We start from the raw sequence: 20,487 nt of genomic DNA, 5'->3' as shown, positions 1-20,487 counted from the left end.
TATGTCTCAATTCGACCTACACTCTCCCCTATTTCATTGGCAAGGCCGTCATGATGCCGAGGACGGCAAGCTTGGTCAGCGAATTCATCACGTTGTTCAACGCCAAAAAGCAGATGAGTTGAGTGCCGTTGCGCATGGCGTCTCATTACTCGGTTTTGCTACCGACGCTGGCGTTGCGAGAAACAAAGGACGCATTGGCGCGAAAAAAGCGCCAGACTTAATCCGACGAGCACTCGCTAATTTAGCATGGCACCAAGACGCCCCACTATATGACTTAGGTACTGTGGTGTGTGAAGACGACTTACTGGAAGAGAGCCAAGCTCTATGTGCAGCAACCATTTCAAGCGCACTGCCCCATACACCAGTCATCGTGCTGGGTGGTGGGCATGAGATTGCGTGGGCCTCGTTTTCCGGCTTAGCGGAATATTTTAAAGCGCACCATCCAGAGAAGAAGCCTAAAATCGGCATTATCAATTTCGATGCGCATTTCGATTTGCGCGCATTCGAGAGTAACCTCGCCGACATAAGACCGAGCTCTGGTACACCCTTCAACCAAATTTACCATTTTTGTCAACGTAACGATTGGGACTTTCATTACGCTTGTATTGGTGTAAGCCGCAGTAGCAACACTAAAGCGCTATTTGAAAAAGCAGATGCGTTAAATGTTTGGTATGTAGAGGACAATCAGCTCTGCTACTTAAACCACAGTTATCACTTAACTCAGCTTCAGCATTTTATTGACGACTGTGACTACCTCTATTTGACTATTGATCTGGATGTATTCCCTGCTGCAACCGCACCTGGAGTCAGCGCACCAGCAGCTCGGGGAGTGAGTTACGACACAATTGCCCCCTTTTTAGATCGAATTCTTCATTACAAAAATAAGTTAATGCTGGCTGATATCGCCGAATACAACCCAAATTATGACGTCGATAGTCAAACAGCACGATTAGCTGCCCGTTTGTGTTGGGATATCGCCAACGCAATGGCGGAAAAACAGCACAAACCATAATGCATCCCAGATGCCACTGATTATTACGACCAAGCAAGTACTTGGTCATCACGAGAAACTAAAGGAGTCTGAAATGACACAGCGCCAGGGACAAGATCCACGACTTGATACAAGCAGAACAATTCGTGCACCTCACGGAGATAAACTGCGCGCAAAATCTTGGCTAACCGAAGCCCCTCTTCGTATGCTGATGAACAACCTTGATCCTGATGTTGCAGAACATCCACATTCACTGGTTGTATATGGCGGCATTGGCCGAGCAGCGCGAAACTGGGAATGTTACGACAAGATTGTTGAAGTACTTGAAAGACTCGAAGATGACCAAACGCTTTTAGTTCAATCAGGCAAGCCTGTTGGTGTTTTCCCTACTCATAAAAATGCTCCACGCGTGCTTATCGCAAACTCAAACCTTGTTCCGCATTGGGCAAACTGGGAACACTTCAACGAGCTCGATAAACAAGGCTTGATGATGTACGGCCAAATGACCGCTGGCAGCTGGATATACATTGGCTCGCAAGGTATCGTACAAGGCACATACGAAACGTTCGTATCTGTTGCAAAAAAACACTTTGGCGGCGAAGCAAAGGGCCGTTGGATTCTAACAGGTGGTCTTGGTGGCATGGGTGGTGCTCAACCTCTCGCTGGTACAATGGCGGGCTTCTCCATGATTGCAGTAGAGTGTGATGAATCACGTATCGATTACCGCCTACGTACAGGCTATGTCGATAAGAAAGCGACTTCTTTAGATGAAGCGCTAGCTATCATTAAAGAGTCAGACACACCAGTATCGGTTGGTCTACTAGGTAATGCAGCAGACGTTTTCTCTGAGCTGGTAGAACGTAATATCACGCCTGATGTCGTAACAGACCAAACGTCTGCACACGACCCGCTCAATGGCTATTTACCACAAGGCTGGAGCATGTCTCACGCAGCAGAAATGCGTTTGCAAGATGAAGCAATGGTCGTAAAAGCAGCGAAAAAATCCATGGCTGTGCAAGTTCAAGCGATGTTAGAGCTGCAAAATCGCGGCGCCGCAACACTCGACTACGGTAACAACATCCGCCAGATGGCCTTGGAAGAAGGCGTAGAAAACGCATTCGATTTTCCTGGCTTCGTTCCAGCCTACATTCGTCCTCTATTCTGTGAAGGTATCGGTCCTTTCCGTTGGGCTGCTCTCTCTGGCGATCCTGAGGACATTTATAAAACCGACCAAAAAGTAAAAGAGCTAATTCCAGATAATCCGCACTTACATAACTGGCTAGATATGGCTCGCGAACGCATCCAGTTCCAAGGTTTACCTGCGCGTATTTGCTGGGTTGGTCTTAAAGATCGTGAGCGTCTTGGTCAAGCATTCAACGAAATGGTGAAAAATGGCGAACTTAAAGCGCCCGTTGTCATTGGTCGAGATCACTTAGATTCTGGCTCTGTAGCAAGCCCGAACCGTGAAACCGAAGGTATGATGGACGGTTCTGACGCCGTATCAGACTGGCCATTATTAAACGCGCTACTCAACACGGCGGGCGGCGCAACTTGGGTTTCACTGCACCACGGTGGTGGCGTAGGTATGGGCTTCTCGCAACACTCAGGTATGGTTATCTGCTGTGACGGCAGTGAAGATGCCTCAGAACGTATTGCCCGCGTGCTGCATAACGACCCAGCAACAGGCGTGATGCGTCATGCTGATGCGGGATACGATATCGCTAAACAATGTGCAGCAGAGCAAGGGCTAGATTTGCCAATGCTCAACGAAGAACTGAAGAAGCTCAAGTAAGGATGAAAGAGATGTTAAATTTAACGCTAAAGCCAGGTCATATTAGCTTAAACGAACTACGCCAAGTGAGCCGTTCACCAGTCAACCTTACTTTGGATCCTGAAGCCATTCCGGCCATTGAAGAAAGCACACAGGTCGTAGACCGAGTCATCGCGGAAGATAGAACGGTTTACGGAATTAACACTGGTTTTGGGCTATTGGCTAACACACGAATAGCACCAGAAGATTTAGAAACACTGCAACGCAGTATCGTTCTTTCTCATGCGGCAGGTATCGGTGAGTTTATGTCAGATGAAACGGTTCGTCTGATGATGGTATTAAAAATCAATAGTCTGTCTCGTGGCTTTTCTGGGATTCGCCTAAAAGTCATTAATATGCTGACCGACCTAGTCAACGCACAAGTTTACCCTTGCGTACCTAAAAAGGGCTCTGTTGGCGCATCAGGTGACTTAGCTCCTCTAGCCCATATGAGCACTGTATTACTGGGAGAAGGACAAGCTCGCCACAACGGTAAAATCATTTCCGGGCAAGAAGCATTAAAAATCGCAGGTCTAGAGCCTATCACTCTGGCGCCAAAAGAAGGCTTAGCGCTACTAAATGGGACTCAGGCATCCACAGCGTTCGCATTGGAAGGCCTGTTTATCGCGGAAGACCTTTTCGCGTCAGCAACCGTTTGTGGTGCAATGTCTGTTGAAGCCGCTCTCGGCAGCCGACGTCCATTCGATCCGCGCATTCACCGTGTACGTGGTCATCGCAGCCAAATGGACGCAGCACTCGCATACCGTCATTTGTTAGACACATCGAGTGAAATAGGTGATTCGCACACTAACTGTGAAAAAGTACAAGACCCGTATTCTTTGCGCTGTCAGCCTCAAGTGATGGGCGCGTGTTTACAGCAAATCCGCAATGCGGCGGAAGTATTACAAGTAGAAGCGAACTCCGTATCAGATAATCCGTTGGTGTTTGCTGAAGATGGTGACATCATCTCTGGCGGTAACTTCCACGCGGAGCCTGTTGCAATGGCAGCCGACAACCTAGCACTTGCGATTGCCGAGATCGGCAGCTTGTCTGAACGTCGTATGGCATTACTTATCGATAGCGCGCTATCAAAACTGCCACCGTTCTTAGTCGACAATGGTGGTGTGAACTCTGGTTTCATGATCGCTCAGGTGACCTCTGCTGCGTTAGCAAGTGAAAACAAAACGCTCGCTCACCCAGCGTCAGTAGACAGCTTGCCAACATCTGCAAACCAAGAAGATCACGTGTCAATGGCAACATTCGCGGCTCGCAGATTGAAAGAAATGGGCGAAAACACTCGCGGTATTCTGGCTGTCGAGTACCTCTCAGCAGCACAAGGCCTAGACTTTAGAGCGCCAAACAAGTCCTCTGAGCGTATTGAGATTGCGAAACAAATGTTGCGTGAAAAAGTATCGTTCTACGATAAAGATCGCTACTTTGCTCCAGACATTGAACAGGCAAATACTCTGCTTAAGCTGGCTATCCACAACACGCTCATGCCAGAGAGCTTGTTACCAAGTGTTCAATAACCAAGCATAACTGGCATTTCATCGAATAAACAGATAATGACTTGAAGGCTCTACGTTCAGCGTGGAGCCTTTTTACATACGATTAAACATGTTGATGGCACTATTTATGAACGCCTGTCTACTTTGATGGCTATACTTTAAAAGATAGGCGAGCGAAAAGGTCGTTGTTTATTGTTTTCACAAATAAAAGCGTTGCTAAAGTATGCGTTTTTAACGGTTTATCCGCCGAAATAGTGTCTTATTGTTAGGATACGGTGAAGTTTTCACTGGATGGACCATTGCTACGCAGATATTCGCATATAATCCCACACAGTTTTGGTTACTACGTAAAAATTATGTTTCTAACACCTTATTTTTCAAACACTAATCACCAGTTTCAGTTCACTCGCGAACAAGCAAGCCACTTTGCAAAACGTGTCGCAGGTGACTACAACCCAATTCATGATGAAGACAACAAACGCTTTTGTGTCCCTGGAGATTTACTTTTCGCTGTGCTTCTTAGTAAAGAAGGCGTTAGCCAAAAGATGCGTTTTAACTTCTCTGGCATGGTAAACGATGGTGTAGCACTTCATATTGAAAATAAGTGTGACAAAGAAAGCGCTGTTGTTGACGAGGCAGGTAAAGAATACTTACACATGTCCCGTGAAGGTGAAACTAACCACGATCCGGCATTTATTGAGCATGTAGTGACAAATTACGTGCAATTTTCTGGTATGAACTTCCCTCACATCATGGTTCCTCTTATGGAAGAGAAGCAAATGATGATTAACTGCCAGCGTCCATTAGTTATTTATGAAAGCATGGAAGTCGAATTTTCACGCTTAGACCTTACGCATCCAGAGGTGGATTTCACTGGCGCAACATTCGACGTAGAAGGAAAACGAGGTGTAGTCACCTTAAACTTTGCGTTTAAAGAAGACGGTGAAGTCGTTGGTAAAGGTATTAAGCGCATGGTTGCAAGTGGCTTGAAGCCATATGACCAAGAAGCGGTTGACGACCTTGTACGCCGCTTTAATGAACGTAAGGATGCATTCCTAGCAAAGTTCGTTAAGGCAGCCTAGTCGACTGCCCTATCAGAAGCGCACAAAAAAAGTGTTTACTAAAAGAAAGCCCAACGTCGACCGTTGGGCTTTCTTTTTATGTCTCATCCAAACAAAACTAAACGCAATGCTTAGAGCCAACGACGAACATGGTTTTTATAATCCACATACTCTTCACCAAACAATCGCTCTAAAACGCGTTCCTCAGGCTTGATTTGAAACCGATTCATATAACTGACAAATATCACGCCACAAAGCACCACACTCAAGTGCTGCCACCACAAACCAGTTGCTATGATTAGAAGCAATAATGCCGTGTACATAGGGTTGCGTGAAAAGGCAAACACACCTGTTCTTACAACAGAAGATGCCGCTTCAGGTTTTACTGGGTTTACTGTGGTTTTTACTTTGCGAAATTCATACACGCCAGCAATGCCCATGTAGCCAGACAACAAAGTTAATACACCTACTACAAATTCAACAAAGGGTACTCGAATGTTCATGCTCGGCGTCAAAACTTTAAGTCCGTACATCAAAAGTATGACTAGCAAAAACACCACAACAGGTGGGACTTTGAGTTCAAGTTTTCTCAAGATTCATATCCTTTGAAAGGGTCTAAATACGGTTTCTAAAAAGCCCAGTAAAACTGGGCTTGATCTAGTCCGATTACAACAAAGTTAACAATGCCTGAACGGGATGCTTGGGCTTCGTTCCTTCAAAGCGTTTAACTTGGCTGCGGCAAGAATAGCCTGTAATCAAACATCTCTCGTTATCCAACTTATCTAAGCTCGGCTTCCAGCTTAAATTGTAAATGTCTTTCGACATCGACAACTTATCAACCTCATGACCAAACGTACCCGCCATACCACAACAACCAACAGGTACCGTATTCAAAACTGCACCAAAGTGAGCAAAAATAGCGCCCCACTCTTTTTCCGCATTGGGCATTTTGGTTTTTTCAGTACAGTGCGCAAACAGATACCAAGGTTCCTGCGCCTTATGCTCTCCGCTTTCAAACGCTTCTAGTCTTGGGTAAAGCCATTCGTGGGCTGTTAGTACATCGAAATTACCTCGCTTACTGCCAAGCACTTCAGCGTATTCATCTCGATAACACAGCACCAAAGCAGGATCGACGCCAACTAATGGGATATCCAAATCCGCTACCATCGCCAAGAACTTCGCTGTGTCGGCTGCTGTGTCCTTAAACTGACGTAAAAACCCTTTAATGTGTTGTGCTTTACCATTCGGCTTAAACGGCAGAAGTACCGGATGCATACCCAGCTTTTTCAATAACTTAACGAAGTCTTCAACGACATCAGCGTCGTAGTAGCTAGTGAATGGGTCTTGAACAATTAAAACATGCTTGCTCTTTTCAGACGAAGACAAACCACTGAGCGCTTGCAGATCATAAGGCGTTGTCAGCGACTCTACTCGTTGTTTCAAGGTGGGTACTGATAACAACGGCGCATCGACATACCCGACCGTAGATGCCGTTAAACTTTTCACCCACGACTGCTTCAAAACACCATTTACGACACCTGGCGCTTTCGCCATCATCGGCAGCATAGTCTCAATGTTGGCAACCAGATAGTCTTTTGCAGGACGTTGGTAACGAGAGTGATAGATGTTTAAAAAGCGCGAGCGAAAGCTCGGAACATCGACTTTAATCGGACACTGACTCGCACACGCTTTACACGCCAAACAACCATTCATCGCTTCATACACTTCGTGAGAGAAGTCATACTCGTGACGACGATTGATAGAATGACGTACGCGGTCAATCATGGTTTTGATTGATGTTTTGTTTTCTAGTGTTTGCTTTTCTAAGTCAAGGATATCAATGCCTTGTTCAGTGAGCTGACGCAACCACTCGCGAACCAAACCCGCACGACCTTTCGGTGAATGACGACGATCGGCTGTTACTTTCATCGATGGACACATTGGCGAGCTAGTATCGTAGTTAAAACACAAACCGTTACCGTTACATTCCATCGCTTGTTTAAAGCTGTCACGTACTTGAACGTCAATCTGACGGTCATAGTAACCACGTTTGGTATCGGTAACTTTGACAAGCTCTGCATCACTATCCAGCGGTGTACAGATTTTGCCCGGGTTCATTTTGTTGTGTGGATCGAATGCCGCTTTCACACGTCTCAGTTCAGTAAACAACTCGTCGCCGAAAAACTCAGGGCCATATTCTGAACGGAAACCTTTGCCGTGTTCACCCCACATCAAACCACCGTATTTCGCCACCAGCTTGACCACTTCATCAGAAACTTCGTGCATCAATGCTTCTTGGTGCGGGTCACACAAATCCAACGCAGGACGTACGTGAAGCACCCCAGCATCGACGTGACCAAACATGCCGTAATTCAGAGACTTGCTGTCTAACAGTTCTCGAAACTCTACAATGAAGTCCGCCAGGTTTTCTGGTGGCACACAGGTATCTTCAGCGAATGCGACCGGTTTAGCACGACCTTTTGCTGCGCCTAACAAACCCACCGCTTTTTTACGCATGTTGTAAATACGCCCAATGCTCGCTACATCGTTACAAACTTGGTAGCCGATAATGCCCGCTTCTTCTGTTTCCAACATGGTATCGAGCTTGGCGGTCAATGCTGCAACCTGAGCAGCAACTTCCTCTTCGTCCTGACCTGCGTATTCCACCATATTGATACCAAGCATCTCTTTATTTGGAACATCGGTAAGTAAATCGCTCACGGTGTGCCAAACGATATCTTGCTTCGCGAGATTAAGCACTTTTGAGTCAACGGTTTCTACAGACAGCGCCTTCGCTTCTACCATAAACGGTGCATTACGCAGTGCAGAATCAAAGCTGTTGTATTTAACGTTAACCAACGTACGCGCTTTCGGAATTGGCGTCAGGTTAAGCTTCGCTTCGGTAATGAATGCCAATGAACCTTCAGCGCCGCACAGTACTCGTGTGATATCGAAACGGTCACCTTCTTCATTCAAGGCATTTTTTAAATCGTAGCCCGTTAAAAATCGGTTAAGAGGAGGAAACTTATCTACGATCTGCTGGCGTTTTTCACGACATACGGATTCCGTTACACGTAGCGCCTTGGCAGCAAACTCGCCTTCTTTTGGGTAACCATGAGACAAGTCCGACTCTAAAATTGAACCATCAGCAAACACCGCTTGTAGCGACAAAACATGATCGGATGTTTTTCCGTATTTCAGAGAACCTTGACCAGAAGCATCGGTGTTGACCATGCCGCCAATCGTTGCACGGTTACTGGTAGATAAGTCTGGAGAGAAGAAGTAGCCATAAGGGCGAACAGCGTCATTTAACTGGTCTTTCACTACACCAGTTTGTACACGAACCCAGCCTTCTTTCTCATTAATCTCAAGCACTTTGTTCATGTGACGAGACATATCCACCACAATACCTTTGGTTAGCGACTGACCATTGGTCCCTGTGCCGCCGCCACGAGGTGAAAAGGTAATTCGTTCGTACTTTTCTTTATTGCTCAGTTTACCGAGGAGAGAAACATCTTCTGTCGTTTTGGGATGAACGACAGACTGAGGAAGTTGCTGGTAAACACTGTTGTCAGTGGCAACCGCTAGTCGGCTTGAATATTGGCTTTCGATATCACCAGTGAATCCGGCGTGCTCAAGCTCTTTCAGAAAACTAAGAACAAGAGGATCGACATCAGTTTGCGAGTGTAATCTTGGTAACATTTGCTTCCTGCCCCTACGACGCTGATCCGATCAGCTGCGGGTTGTGTAATTATTTGCTCACTTCTCATACAAATTGGCGCTAAGCGAAACAAAACACCACAAAAGAGTTAGTGAAGTAATATTCTTTGAATTTCGTCACTTTACAACATTTAAAAAGACGAGCAAATCAGAATCTCGATACAATAATTAAACTTATGCTTTATTTTTTCACGCTTGATGCCTTACATTGGGGAACGAATCGCGTTTCTAGATGAGTTTTCAGAATGAAAAAAAATAAAATTGTGACCACTGAAGATATCCTTCTCAAACTTTGCCAGTCTGTTTCTGGCGTACTTACTTCGGCGACATCTTCTCAAGTAAATTATTCAGCAATGGTGCAAAAAATCCACAAGACTAGCCTCAAACCAGATTTTGGCTGTTTTGTTCTGTTTGATGGCGGATTTACCGGGCTAGTTGTGATTAATTTTACGGCAAAAGCCGCACTGGAGATCTACACCAACTACATGCGTAATATGGGCATGCCAGAAGAAGAACTGGCAATATCTCATACTTCTGACGAGGTAGGCGATGTTCTGGGTGAACTCATGAATCAACTGGTCGGAGACTTCACTAATAAAATTCGTAAAGACCTGCAAACGAACATCACACAAAACCAACCAAAAATGCTGGCGTTGAATAAGCAAGTTATCTTACAAGTTGATACCAACCTTGACCGCCCTCAAGCGCGCAGAGTGACGTTCTCCACCGAAAACAACAATATTTTCTATCTCGAACTAGCAATGGATAAAACTGAGTTCATCCAACTGGAAGAGTTTGAAGTTGCTGAAGACGAAAACCCAGACGACATTTTAGAGGCAACACGTAAACAGTTGGCTGAGAAAGAATCTAAATCGTCGGGATCAAACGATGATGCCGATGACTTGCTCAACCAGCTCGGGTTGTAATTCTAACGAATCTTAATGAAGAATGGCTTCTTAGACACAAGTACGGCTTCATACTGATTACGACGAACTAAAACGCCAGCCTCGCTTAATGCGAGGCTTCTTTTTATGTGCAGAAATTATCTTCAGTCCCACCTTGTATTTCGTTTTTATGTCAAAAAAGGTAATATGTCTGACTTCATAAATTTTCTGCTTTCGTTACTGGTTGTCGATGGATAAACAAAAAGCTCTGAAAAAAATCGCCAAGTGCTTAGAACTGGGCAATTCCGCTAATGTTAATGAGGCTGCCAATGCTATCAAAATGGCACATCGCCTCATGCTTAAATATGGTCTCGATAAAGACGATATTGAGTTCATCAGAATGGGAAAAACACAATCTTCTCATCTGCTACCAGCGAACATCAGTTCTACCATATTGCGAGTGATTCGCGGCATTAACACAAAATTCGGTGTCGAAGCAGTATTGTTGAATCACAAAGGGCTCAAACGTGTCGAATTTATCGGTGAAGCAGATCGCGCTATTTTTGCTGCATTTGCTTTCGATATTGTTTATCGCGAGATGAACGAAAGTACCGGACAATTCCGAAACAGCTTTGCTGGCACCGGCACCTCTTCTCAGGAAGTGACTCGCCGTGTGAACTCATTTGTATCTGGCTGGGTGGAAGGCGCGATTGAAAAATTGCCAATTATTTCTCCAGATGAAGAGTCGGCCAATAAAATTAATGACTATATTGATAAAGAATTCCAAAACATTGACCGCGAAACGTTCAAGAAGCAATTGAAAGAAGCGATGAAAAACCTAACTTAAGACTACGAAGTGGGCTTAAAGAAAGGTAGAAAGGTTTCAGTTAACCGTGGAGTGGGCGGCGAACAAGCACGCAAAATGTTGGGCGATTCATCGAAATAGCCAGAATAGTAAAGGATTCACATAAGCAGCAATGACTTCGATGTCGATGGGGCTTACTTTGAGAGCTTTAGCAGTATTGATAGGAATTTTCTTACAGAAACTCTTATCAATCTTACTTTCTCATAACAAATATCAATGCTTGTTTATTCATAATTCGCATCCCATTATGAGGCATGGTTTCGCCTCAGTTTTATACGGAGATTTTCCCTTGAAAAAGATGCCTATTGCACTAGCTCTAGTGCTAGCTCTTACTGGCTGTCAAGCCACTCAACGCCAAAATGCAACAACGGGTGAATACGAAACTAACTCCACCACGCAAGGCGCGCTTATTGGTGCGATCGCTGGCGCAGCAATCGGTCTAGCAACGGGTGATGATGCTAAAGAACGTCGTCAGCATGCACTCATTGGTGCAGCCGCAGGCGGAGCGACTGGCGCTGGCGTTGGTTACTACTTTGACCAACAAGAAGCGGAATTACGTCGCGCTTTGCTAAACTCTGGCGTACAAGTTCAGCGTGTTGGTGAAAATCAGCTTTTACTGCGTATGGAAAACGGTATCGGCTTCTCTTCAAGCTCTTACCAGCTTGATGCTAGTATCCATAATACTCTACGCGGTGTTGCTCGCATCCTAGTTGAGTACCCAGATACCAGTCTCGTTATTGACGGTTACACGGATAGCACAGGTAGTGAGTCATACAACCAAAAGTTGTCAGAGCGCCGTGCAGAGTCCGTACGTCAATTCCTAGTATCTCAAAACGTTGCACCTGGTCGTGCAATTGCACGCGGCTACGGCGAACGTAACCCAATTTGCTCAAACCAAACTTCTGAAGGTCGTGCGTGCAACCGTCGTGTTGAAATCCAGATCTTGCCACTGAAGTAATTTGGTTGCACCATAACGGTAATAATAAAAAATTACCGGAGCAGGCCTAACCATTATCGTTAGGCCTGACATATTAATGTCTGTCAAAACGTCTGCCCTACTCTGCTTATTTAGCCTCAGTTTTTCTGGCTACTCACTTGCCTCTCAAGCTCCAAATGACCCCGTCGAACAATACGAGTACGCACAACAATTATTGGCATCAAACGAAGCTGAAGCCTCACCAGAAACGCGCTACTGGCTAGAGCAATCCGCCAACCAAGGTTACCTCCCTGCACAAAAACAGCTCGCGAACGACTTTGCTAAAGGGATAAATGGCGAAAAAAATGAAACACAAGCGTTATATTGGCTAACCTCTATCGCACTCAATGACCCAACCGATCGTGGCTTTCTTCTCGCCGATTTTATTCAGCGCAATCCAGATAAGGTCACAACTTCTCAATTGACTGAAGCCTTGTATCAAATGGCTTCTCAGCATAATCCAGCAGCAGAACAAGCTTATAATCAACTGTTAGAGCAGCGCTTCAACCAACTGCGAGCTAAACAAGTCTCGCAAATAAAGTCGCTCGATAAAAAGGCTGAGCAAGCACAGGAAGAGAAAAGCACAGTTGCAAACCCCAAAGTAGAACACTCGCCGTTTTTATGGCTGATCTGGCTAGCGGCGATACTCATCATCAGCGGCTTAAGTTTTCTCGTAATCAAGAAACTCAAGCAGAATAGAAAAGCGCGTGAAGCCAAAGAGGAAAGCCAAAATCAACGAATGGCGAAAAAAATAAAAGAGCTAGAGTTTACGAACAAGCAACTGAAGCGTCAGTTAGAGAAAGTATTCAGAGAGTTTAAGAAATCCAAAACTCAGGCAGAAAACCATAAGCTAAGCGTCGCATGCGCCATGCTTGGCTACACACCACAAACCATCCCTGATTTACAGGCAATCAAGCTACGCTATAGACAGTTATCAAAGCTTTATCATCCTGACACAAGGGGCAGTGAAGAAGAAATGAAGCGACTCAATCATGCCTTTAAGCTCGTCTCACAAAATGTTACAAAACAGTAAAAATAGGTCAGGATACTTTGGCTGCCATGCTTTTATTCCCATATAATCAAGCACCGCAATCGATCTCCCTCTCAAAGAAATTAACAGACATTTAACTTAAGTCGCGCTTTTATGCCATAATGCCCGGCGCAAAATAACACCTAACGACTCAAATTAATCTAGGTGGGGAGAAAATCAATGTTCACTGAAGAAGGCACCTGTGATTGGTGTAAAAAACCTAGTCTTGTAACTCGTCACGATTATTTAGATGGCAAGCACCACTACTCATGTAAAGCTTGTTACGATATGGCGAAAATCGACGTGCGCCTATTTAACCAAGGCGAATTGCAAATGCGTGAACGTTTGCAACGAGCGAGCTAAGCAAGACGGAATCAATGGAACTGATTTTCAAAAGCGCCTTTTATAAGGCGCTTTTTTGATCGCCCAAGCCTATTTCCAATCTCTATCTCGTATTCCCTCCTATCCTACATAGCATGTCGCATCGGTTATCAGCCCTCTTCCACTGTATACAAACCACTGTCCGTGAAAAACACCTGTATATACAGTAGTAAACCCCTGTATGTCTCTCGTCCAACTTTCTACTCACCTCACATTTTTAAATTGATGTTAGACATATCAGAAATGAAAAATAAACAAATGAATTCAATTACTTAAAGTAAAATCCTTTTATTTCCTTCTCAAAAAACCGCAAATAACTTTTGAGAAACTTGTTGATCAGGTCGCCAAAACAAACTACTGTATACACATACAGCATGTATAAAGGAACAGTAAGATGCAGTTACAAAGTCAATCTCATACATACTCTCGCTACAACGTATTGGCACAAGCAACTAAGCCCATGGCCGTTTCGGATCAGCTTCTATCTAAGCTGGCTGTTTTATCGCAGCAGAAACAATGGATTTTGTTTACAGCAGACTGCCCTCGTCCAGACTTTGAACAACTCACTGCTTCTAATATTTGCTGTAAAAACGTTATTCAAATGAAGCCCTCTCAACAGCTTTCAGAAGTCGAGATCGTGATAAAAGCCATCCGATCAGGTAATGCCAGTGCTGTTGTCGCATCCAATAAAATTGCACTTATGAATCAATCTATGTTGCGCGACGTGGCGCAGCGCTATCAGTGTGAAGTCTTTTTCGTCGAAGGCAGAGTTAATAAGTACCACTAATAAGTTCGACGTTATCTATCCTGCATCTCGCCTCCTTTTTAAGGGGGCATTTTTTTGTATTAAAGAAAACAGGCAAACGTTTGCTTTTTTCTCTGGCGAGTTAAAATAGTTCTGGTATGATGCCCACATTCGATTTATTCAGCGCCCACATTTTGCTGAATATCTTCTCTTTCTGACGTTTGATTAAGATGATAGGAATGTCGCAATGAGCCTTGCTAATCAAGTACTTGCCGTCAATGACGACCTGCCAATTCGCACCCATAAACCCGTTCATAGTGGAAAAGTTCGTTCAGTTTACTGGTTAACTGAAGAAGACAGCGCCCGACTGATCAAAGAAAAAGGATACAATGTCGCTCCAGATGCGCCTTTGGCTATCATGGTGATTAGCGACCGAATCTCTGCATTCGATTGTATTTGGCATGCTGAAGGTGGTCTTAATGGTGTCCCGGGTAAAGGGGCTGCGCTTAATGCGATTTCTAATCACTGGTTCAAACTGTTCAAAGAAAATGGCTTAGCAGATAGCCATATTCTAGACATTCCTCACCCTTTTGTTTGGATTGTACAAAAAGCCAAACCGGTAAAAATCGAAGCCATCTGCCGCAAATACATCACGGGTTCGATGTGGCGCGCTTACGCAAATGGCGAGCGCGAGTTTTGTGGAATCCAACTTCCTGAAGGGTTAGGAAAAGACAAAGCACTGCCAGAGTTGCTAATGACCCCATCCACAAAAGGCATTCTAAAAGGCATTCCCGGTGTGCCAGAAGCGGATGACGTAAATATTACTCGTCAAAACATCGTAGACAACTACGAAGCATTTAACTTCTCAAGCGCTGACGATATCGCACTCTACGAAAAATTGCTGAAAGAAGGCTTTAACGTTATCAGCCAAGCGTTAGAAGAAATCGACCAAATCTTTGTCGATACCAAATTCGAATTTGGTTATGTTCATGATGCTGCTGGCAATGAAAAGCTGATTTACATGGATGAAGTGGGTACACCAGACTCGTCTCGTATATGGGATGCTAAAGAGTACCAAGCAGGTCACATCGTAGAGAACTCAAAAGAAGGTTTCCGCCAGTTCCTACTTAACCACTTCCCTGACCCAGATATCTTGCTAAACAAAGAACGTATGCCTGAGCGCGAAGCTCTCGCTCGTGATAATGCTTTACCCGTCGAATCTTTGATGGCGATTTCGAGCACTTACATTGGTATTGCCGAGAAGATTACAGGCAAGCCGATTCATTTGAGTGAGAATCCGAAAGCGGAAATCATCGAGGTTCTGAGCAAAGAATACGGATTGATTGACTAGCACTGTCGCTAGATTGCTAAACGCTTTCCAATAAAAAGTCCGCACTAGCCTGCGGACTTTTTTCGTATTAGGCTCACCTTAGCCGATATTTAACGTAGTGCCATCTGTTGTAGAGGCTGACTTGGTCGTCACCTGATATGTTTTGTCTTTAATCGTTGATACAAAATACCAGGTCGACTCTGCCTTGTCGGGCGTAAAAGTAACGCGCATAAAGCCACGCTGTTTGATGTCTGCCCACTGTAATTCTGACACTAAGTGCGGCAGCGTGTATTCCATTTGAGCGATCGCGACAGGGTCTAACGCGAGGTAGGCCTCTAACCCAGGGGAACTCACAGAGCTAGTCGCAAACTCTACCCCGATAGGATGCTTAGATATGTCTTTAAGCTCACTTGCCCATGCGTTGTGCGTATCTCCTGCCAAGCAGACAAAGTTACCACTGCTGGCTTTGGCCAGTTGATAAACTTTCTCTCGCTCAACGTAGTAACCATCCCATGCATCTAGGTTATATGGCAAAGCAATGGTATCTAAACTTGGGTCAGAGAGATAACCCGTAATCGCAGAGTTTACCGCTAATAACGCCTCTGTTTTTTGTTCTTCAGTGACAGTAAACAATTGAAACATCGCGGTCATAACCGAACTTGGCAACTCCATACGAGACATTAACACTTGTTGCCCTAGCACATTCCAAGTTGCGTCGTGCGTACTGAACGCATCCATCAGCCAAGCGAGTTGGTCAGCGCCTAACAGCTCTCGGTCTTGACTGCGCGACTGAGCAACTAAACCGCCAATAGCTTCCATCGTTGGTGAGCTGAGCGAGAAATAATCCAACGGTTTATCACGCCCCACAAGTCGCGTGTCGAGCATCATCAAATTGACTAAACTTCCAAACGAAAACTGACGGTAAATCAGCATGTTTGAGAAAGTGTTTTCACGAACGGGCAACCATTCTGTCCACGCGGCAGCCGCAGCTGCACGACGATCATTAAAGCTGCCTTCCTCTTCTTGATGGTTTTCCGCACCATTTTTCCAAGTATCATTTGCAAGCTCATGGTCATCCCAGACAGCAATCATTGGTAGGCTCGCATGTAACGCTTGCAGATCAGCATCTTGGCGATATTGCGCATACCGTTTTCGGTAATCATCTAAGGTAATGCATTCAGTGCCTTTGCTTGGTTCTCGCCCTAGTGCCTCAGCATCTTCACTAGCGTAGCCACCAGCACCATACTCATAAATGTAATCACCGAGATGAAGTACCACATCAAACGGTTCTTGCTCATGTTGATTTAAGATCTCTCGATACACATGGAAGTAACCAGCAGGATAGTTTGCGCAAGAAACAACCGCCATGGATGCCTTTTCTACACCATCCTCTGGTAATGTTTGAGTTTGCCCGACTTCGCTAGTGACATCTCCAACCATGAATCGATAGTAGTAACGAGAATTTGCGTTGAGATTTTGAACATCGACTTTTACCGTGAAATCTCGGCTCGTGTCCGTGGCAAAAGTGCCACTTTGTACGATATCAGTAAAATTTTCATTAGAAGAAACTTGCCAGCTTACATCTGCGTAGCTCGCTGAGGTTGTAACACGAGTCCAAATGATTACTTGTGTTTGAGTAGGATCTCCACTCGCCACTCCGTGCTCAAAGGTAACCGCAACAGATTCACTAGCATCGCTACCACAGCCCACCAGCCCGGTAACAATCGCCGTTGAAGAGGCAGCTTTCATAAAGTCTCGACGAGACAAAGACATATTGACTTCCTTTCTTATTGTGTTTGTTTTTATGCCCAAATGACGTGGTGACTCGATCATCCTTGTATGCCAATAAGGGACGTTAATTCGAACTTACAGTACCAACCACTTAGTCGATAATTTGTCCTAAAAACACAAAGTTAGAAGCTAGTTATGACAATTGCATTTCCAAACGTTACATTTTTGTTAATTTAAGTGCAAATACTCTATATTCATCACACTTCCTAAGACCTGTGACAAAAACCTCAAAATAAAAAAGCGACCTACTTTGAGGTCGCTTTTCATTGCACTATTGTTAAGTGGTACATCGATGAAGTGGAAATGCTCAGCCTAAAACTTGATGTTAAGGACATCTTGTTCTGACGTATCCACCTTCAACTGACTGCGAGATTCTATGTACTCGATTTGCTGAACATCGAGCGAATATGGCATAACGACTCGCAATTCATTGATCCCTTCATGTTTAGCTAACTGGGTTAAGCGGACCAAATTGGATTCATCACTTTTACGAGAAGACATCGATTTTAATGCGGCATCCCACAACCGATCTTCAGGCTTGCTCAATTCCGCAATGTTCTGTTTCCACATCAAACCGAAAATAGGCGCGATGGTGGCAAATGCCTCTAAAAAGGTCCATTTTTTACTACCTGTCGCTCCTAAAAAGCTAGTGTAGTCGAATTCAATGCACGTCTTTCCTTGTTGATCCATTCTATGCCCCCGACACTCGAAAATGAGATATACCAAATATCGTTCAACTGTTTTGATATAGCAATGGGATATAAAACATTCGTCTTTTATGCCCTAATTTACATACAAAAGGAAATATTAAAACCAGCTTTGTAACAACTGATGTACAGCTTCGCCATATATAAGCATTCAATTGATTAATATTTCAATTAAGAAACTAAAAACAACACTCAAGTAACGCTATCAATATGAAATCATTATAGATTCACCAAGAAAATATCAATTCTTGTCACAACGTCATCCGTCGACCTACTTTACATCAATCACTCGACTGGCCTTTTTATACTGTATCTTCCAACCAGCCCAACGTGGCAGCTCCCAACGCTTCGGGTCTCCCTTACGGTTTCCCTCTCGATAAACGACCTGTACCAGCTTGCGAGACGCGTAATACTCGACATCTAGTTGGAGTTCTGGCAGCGAAAGTTCTAAAGGGTACTGCTCCGTGAAATCGTCGTATTCCCATTCTGGAACACCGTTAAATGTTAAGTCTTCTGGTTCAAACAACGCCATATCATCGATGTTTTCAACGCCTAATGTTTCCAACTGATCCTTTAACCAGCTAGAAAATGTCAAGGAGGCCAAGTCGTTAACCTCTTCTCCTTCGGCATTAAGGCCCAATGCGTTGTAGAGTTTCCAGTGTTGGATTTGCTGTTTTCTTTGAGAAGCAAAACCTGGTAACAGTGTCTCGTCTTCTATCATTTCGACAATAGACTGAACAGCAACATCACCTTTTAACGCTTGATGTTCAGTACAGATTGTTCGCCCGGCGTAGACCAGGTGCATTGTTGCTCTTGGGGTCTCCTCTTCATAATTCGTCTCACCTTGTTGCCACTCCCCAAATTCAAGTTCGCGTAATAATGTCAGCGGGATAGGCATCATAACTGATGCGAGGTTCAGTGTTTGCTTAACGCCTCGTCCTGGCACGCTATGGCTATCTAGCACGATGGCCGCTTCTTCTTTATCAGGAAAGCGGCTGTTACGCCCAACCAGCATCTCGACTACGCCATTTCCTAGAGCATCCCTTCGACGAGCTCGTCGGACAAACACAAGCTCAGGGTGCAATGAGGCGATGGAGAAAAAGAGCGCTTCACGTTTATATCGAGAGGCAACGTCAAGTTCCGGCAATTCAAATGCTTCTCGCATTTGTTTCGCTAAACCTTGCGCCTCTTCGAGTGCGCTGGCATCAATGACAATGCCCGGAAGTCGCTCCCCCCGAACCAAACGGATAAGCAAAGAGGCATCACACCCGTATGGTTCCTCTTGAGATAGAAGCTCAGCGACTTCACCACTTTGTCGCTGATAGAGTTGAGCAGGCACAGATAATGCTGCTGCCAAGTCAATCATTGCTTCCTTCTCTGTCTTCGCTTGAATTCTGGTAACGAGATCGGCAAACAGTGCATCAATGGGTAGTGGATATACTTTTCTCCCGTGCTGCGTGACATTGCCATCCTCATCAATCGCTTCCATGGATAACAACGTCGAATGAGATGCCTCTAGCGACTTTGGGGGAATTGAGTCGAGAAAATCGAGTGTTGAGAGACGGTACCCACAACAAGCCGCTGCCAGCATGGGCTCGACGAGCTCTTCTCTGTGTAATTCTGGAGGTGTCACCAACTCTAAAGGCGCGTGCTCACCATATAGACGAATACAAGCCCCTTCGGTAACGCGACCTGCTCGCCCCATTCGCTGCGCGGCACTGGCCTTAGAAATGTTGGTTAACGTCAGTGCTGTACGTCCATTTCGTTGTACAGTTCTGCGCTCTAAGCCGCTATCGATTACCACCCGGATATTAGGAATGGTCAGAGAGGTTTCCGCGACGTTGGTTGCCAATACGACTTTCCGTTGCTTTTGTACCGTCAGCGCACGATGTCGTTCTGCATCACTGACCGAGGCATGAAGTTTAACCACCATGACATCACTGCTGCTTTGTAGCATCTGCGCGCATTGGGCGATCTCTTTACGTCCTGGGAGAAAAACAAGAATATCGCCATCTTCATCTTCCAGTGCTTCTTTTACCGCTCCGACAACCTCCTGTTCACATCCCTTTTTGTTCGGTAAATAGCGGCTGTCTGTAGAACGATGTGTCACCGTGACTGGAAAGCAACGTCCCTCCGAACTCAGGCGCTTAGCATTCAGGTAACGAGCAAGCTTTTCGCCTTCTAAGGTAGCGGAAGTGACGATCAATCGATGTTGATTTTCTTGCTTCAAAATGGCGGTTAATAGATCAATATCCCAGCGTCGCTCGTGAAATTCGTCCACTATCACGACATCAAAGTCTGCTAGCTTGTTTTCCGAAAACCAACGCAGTGCAACCCCCGGAGTGACAAATACAACTTCGGTTTTTTCATCAAAATAGGCATGAAGCTTGATCGCGTAACCGACTTTGCGACCTATTGGCTCTCCAGATTGCTCCGCAAGAAATTCAGCCAGCGAGGTACAAGCAATTCGACGTGGTTCAATAACCAGAACGCGTCCGTGTTTTGCCGCCCACATGGGCAAGCGGGTAGATTTACCCGACCCGGTTTCGGCTTCCACCACAAGATGGTTAAGGCTTACATGATGGTCAAACTCGGCTTGCAGGCTGTCGATAGGTAGTTGAAACATAGAAATTGGATTTGATTTGATGATGCAAAACATTATACCCAAGTAAAAAAATCCTGCTTTAG

Annotated in this window: 15 protein-coding genes and 1 pseudogene; 11 read left to right on the top strand and 5 right to left on the bottom strand. The window is 45.0% G+C overall.

Annotated features, from left to right (window positions below; translation table 11 throughout):
- Position 1 precedes the first annotated feature (1 nt).
- From hutG to N646_RS01485, 4 genes are all read left to right on the top strand, one after another.
- Positions 2–1,012 carry a formimidoylglutamase gene (hutG, locus tag N646_RS01500; protein ID WP_017821816.1) on the top strand — a complete coding sequence of 337 codons (1,011 nt, stop codon included), beginning with the start codon at positions 2–4 and terminating at the stop codon, positions 1,010–1,012.
- A 73-nt stretch (positions 1,013–1,085) separates the two neighbouring features.
- Positions 1,086–2,783, top strand: a complete 1,698-nt coding sequence (gene hutU, locus N646_RS01495; protein ID WP_021033840.1) for a urocanate hydratase — start codon at positions 1,086–1,088, stop codon at positions 2,781–2,783.
- Positions 2,784–2,794: 11 nt separating this feature from the next.
- Positions 2,795–4,330: a histidine ammonia-lyase gene (hutH, locus tag N646_RS01490; RefSeq protein WP_017821814.1), complete on the top strand. Its 1,536-nt coding sequence runs from the start codon at positions 2,795–2,797 to the stop codon at positions 4,328–4,330.
- A gap of 335 nt (positions 4,331–4,665) precedes the next feature.
- On the top strand, positions 4,666–5,391 hold the full coding sequence (locus N646_RS01485) for a DUF3581 domain-containing protein (protein ID WP_017821813.1): 726 nt from the start codon (positions 4,666–4,668) through the stop codon (positions 5,389–5,391).
- A 110-nt stretch (positions 5,392–5,501) separates the two neighbouring features.
- Here the strand turns inward: N646_RS01485 and N646_RS01480 are convergent, their stop codons facing one another.
- On the bottom strand, positions 5,502–5,963 hold the full coding sequence (locus N646_RS01480; RefSeq protein WP_005377951.1) for a methyltransferase family protein: 462 nt from the start codon (positions 5,961–5,963) through the stop codon (positions 5,502–5,504).
- A 73-nt stretch (positions 5,964–6,036) separates the two neighbouring features.
- Positions 6,037–9,072: a D-2-hydroxyglutarate dehydrogenase YdiJ gene (gene ydiJ, locus N646_RS01475; protein ID WP_017820825.1), complete on the bottom strand. Its 3,036-nt coding sequence runs from the start codon at positions 9,070–9,072 to the stop codon at positions 6,037–6,039.
- A 263-nt stretch (positions 9,073–9,335) separates the two neighbouring features.
- Here ydiJ and N646_RS01470 point away from each other — a divergent pair, with 263 nt between their 5' ends.
- The 7 genes and pseudogenes from N646_RS01470 (at position 9,336) to N646_RS01440 (ending at position 15,322) form a co-directional block, all read left to right on the top strand.
- Entirely contained in the window at positions 9,336–10,016 is a 681-nt protein-coding gene (locus N646_RS01470; protein WP_005388843.1) for a DUF3334 family protein, read from the top strand.
- A gap of 208 nt (positions 10,017–10,224) precedes the next feature.
- Positions 10,225–10,920, top strand: a pseudogene (locus N646_RS01465) (DUF2786 domain-containing protein).
- Positions 10,921–11,137: 217 nt separating this feature from the next.
- Entirely contained in the window at positions 11,138–11,797 is a 660-nt protein-coding gene (locus N646_RS01460) for an OmpA family protein (protein WP_172462919.1), read from the top strand.
- 76 nt (positions 11,798–11,873) lie between these two features.
- Complete coding sequence (locus N646_RS01455) at positions 11,874–12,848, top strand: J domain-containing protein (RefSeq protein ID WP_017820827.1); 975 nt, start codon at positions 11,874–11,876, stop codon at positions 12,846–12,848.
- A gap of 177 nt (positions 12,849–13,025) precedes the next feature.
- Positions 13,026–13,208, top strand: coding sequence for a hypothetical protein (locus tag N646_RS01450; protein ID WP_005377960.1), 183 nt, complete (start codon positions 13,026–13,028; stop codon positions 13,206–13,208).
- A 412-nt stretch (positions 13,209–13,620) separates the two neighbouring features.
- On the top strand, positions 13,621–14,013 hold the full coding sequence (locus N646_RS01445) for a SulA-like leucine-rich domain-containing protein (protein ID WP_017820828.1): 393 nt from the start codon (positions 13,621–13,623) through the stop codon (positions 14,011–14,013).
- A gap of 205 nt (positions 14,014–14,218) precedes the next feature.
- Complete coding sequence (locus N646_RS01440) at positions 14,219–15,322, top strand: phosphoribosylaminoimidazolesuccinocarboxamide synthase (RefSeq protein WP_005377963.1); 1,104 nt, start codon at positions 14,219–14,221, stop codon at positions 15,320–15,322.
- 78 nt (positions 15,323–15,400) lie between these two features.
- Here the strand turns inward: N646_RS01440 and N646_RS01435 are convergent, their stop codons facing one another.
- From N646_RS01435 to N646_RS01425, 3 genes are all read right to left on the bottom strand, one after another.
- The gene (locus tag N646_RS01435) at positions 15,401–17,074 is read right to left on the bottom strand and encodes an alkaline phosphatase D family protein (RefSeq protein WP_017820829.1); all 1,674 of its coding nucleotides are present in this window, start codon (positions 17,072–17,074) and stop codon (positions 15,401–15,403) included.
- Positions 17,075–17,404: 330 nt separating this feature from the next.
- Positions 17,405–17,782 (bottom strand): hypothetical protein, encoded by a 378-nt coding sequence (locus N646_RS01430; protein ID WP_005377965.1) that lies wholly within the window; start codon positions 17,780–17,782, stop codon positions 17,405–17,407.
- 288 nt (positions 17,783–18,070) lie between these two features.
- Positions 18,071–20,425: a helicase-related protein gene (locus N646_RS01425; RefSeq protein WP_031777198.1), complete on the bottom strand. Its 2,355-nt coding sequence runs from the start codon at positions 20,423–20,425 to the stop codon at positions 18,071–18,073.
- Positions 20,426–20,487: the final 62 nt, after the last annotated feature.

Source organism: Vibrio alginolyticus NBRC 15630 = ATCC 17749 (assembly GCF_000354175.2).
In the GTDB taxonomy this organism is placed as follows: Bacteria; Pseudomonadota; Gammaproteobacteria; order Enterobacterales; family Vibrionaceae; genus Vibrio; species Vibrio alginolyticus.
The sequence above is the reverse complement of the archived record's forward strand: the minus strand, read 5'-3'. Positions and strand labels throughout refer to the sequence as shown.

What these genes read in the sequence shown, in the direction of transcription:
- ydiJ (WP_017820825.1), bottom strand. Translation starts at nt 9,072, where the DNA reads ATGTTACCAAGATTACACTCGCAAACTGATGTCGATCCTCTTGTTCTT.
- hutG (WP_017821816.1), top strand. Translation starts at nt 2, where the DNA reads ATGTCTCAATTCGACCTACACTCTCCCCTATTTCATTGGCAAGGCCGT.
- N646_RS01435 (WP_017820829.1), bottom strand. Translation starts at nt 17,074, where the DNA reads ATGTCTTTGTCTCGTCGAGACTTTATGAAAGCTGCCTCTTCAACGGCG.
- hutU (WP_021033840.1), top strand. Translation starts at nt 1,086, where the DNA reads ATGACACAGCGCCAGGGACAAGATCCACGACTTGATACAAGCAGAACA.
- N646_RS01460 (WP_172462919.1), top strand. Translation starts at nt 11,138, where the DNA reads ATGCCTATTGCACTAGCTCTAGTGCTAGCTCTTACTGGCTGTCAAGCC.
- N646_RS01455 (WP_017820827.1), top strand. Translation starts at nt 11,874, where the DNA reads ATGTCTGTCAAAACGTCTGCCCTACTCTGCTTATTTAGCCTCAGTTTT.
- N646_RS01425 (WP_031777198.1), bottom strand. Translation starts at nt 20,425, where the DNA reads ATGTTTCAACTACCTATCGACAGCCTGCAAGCCGAGTTTGACCATCAT.
- N646_RS01445 (WP_017820828.1), top strand. Translation starts at nt 13,621, where the DNA reads ATGCAGTTACAAAGTCAATCTCATACATACTCTCGCTACAACGTATTG.
- N646_RS01440 (WP_005377963.1), top strand. Translation starts at nt 14,219, where the DNA reads ATGAGCCTTGCTAATCAAGTACTTGCCGTCAATGACGACCTGCCAATT.
- hutH (WP_017821814.1), top strand. Translation starts at nt 2,795, where the DNA reads ATGTTAAATTTAACGCTAAAGCCAGGTCATATTAGCTTAAACGAACTA.
- N646_RS01450 (WP_005377960.1), top strand. Translation starts at nt 13,026, where the DNA reads ATGTTCACTGAAGAAGGCACCTGTGATTGGTGTAAAAAACCTAGTCTT.
- N646_RS01470 (WP_005388843.1), top strand. Translation starts at nt 9,336, where the DNA reads ATGAAAAAAAATAAAATTGTGACCACTGAAGATATCCTTCTCAAACTT.
- N646_RS01485 (WP_017821813.1), top strand. Translation starts at nt 4,666, where the DNA reads ATGTTTCTAACACCTTATTTTTCAAACACTAATCACCAGTTTCAGTTC.
- N646_RS01430 (WP_005377965.1), bottom strand. Translation starts at nt 17,782, where the DNA reads ATGGATCAACAAGGAAAGACGTGCATTGAATTCGACTACACTAGCTTT.